This is a genomic window from Tepidiforma sp. (assembly GCF_026419595.1).
GTDB lineage: Bacteria > Chloroflexota > Dehalococcoidia > Tepidiformales > Tepidiformaceae > Tepidiforma.
In genome coordinates this window covers 1-599 of record NZ_JANZZD010000109.1, presented here as the reverse complement: position 1 = coordinate 599, position 599 = coordinate 1, and the positions used below count along the sequence as shown (strand labels likewise).

Annotated in this window: 1 pseudogene; it reads left to right on the top strand. The window is 59.8% G+C overall.

The features are described from left to right. Positions 1-393: pseudogene (locus tag N2041_RS14970) on the top strand (DNA-directed RNA polymerase subunit beta'); the annotation flags it as partial. Positions 394-599: the final 206 nt, after the last annotated feature.

Genomic DNA, 599 nt, shown 5'->3' with positions numbered 1-599 from the left:
CAGGGGGTCCAGATAGACGACAAGCACGTGGAGCTCATCGTACGTCAGATGACCAAGCGTGTCGCGGTGAAGACTCCCGGAGACACCGATCTCCTGCCCGACGAGAAGGTGGAGCGCCTGGAGTTCGAGGAGAAAAACCGGCGAGTCATGGAGGCTGGAGGGGAACCTGCGACTTGCGAGGACATCGTGCTTGGCATCACCAAGGCCTCTTTGGAGATGGAGCGGGAGAGTTTCCTTGCTGCCGCCTCGTTCCAAGAGACCACCAGGGTGCTCACCGAAGCGGCCTGGGAAGGAAAGAAAGACAAGCTTCGCGGGCTCAAAGAGAACGTCATCATCGGCAAGCTCATCCCGGCGGCCACGGGGCTGCGGGCTTATCGCAACATCGAGCTGCTTACTGCTCGACCGCCGGCGGAGATAGATATCTTCGGTGAACTAGCAGAGCCCGGCCGCGGTGAGGGTGCGTATGGCCTCACGCCGGAGCAGCAGTGGGCGGCGCTCACGGGTTCTTCGGCGGATGTGGAAGCTTACAACACTCTCGTCGATGATCTGGACCTACCCACCTATGTTCACTCGGTGCTAAGTCTGTCTCTTATACACAT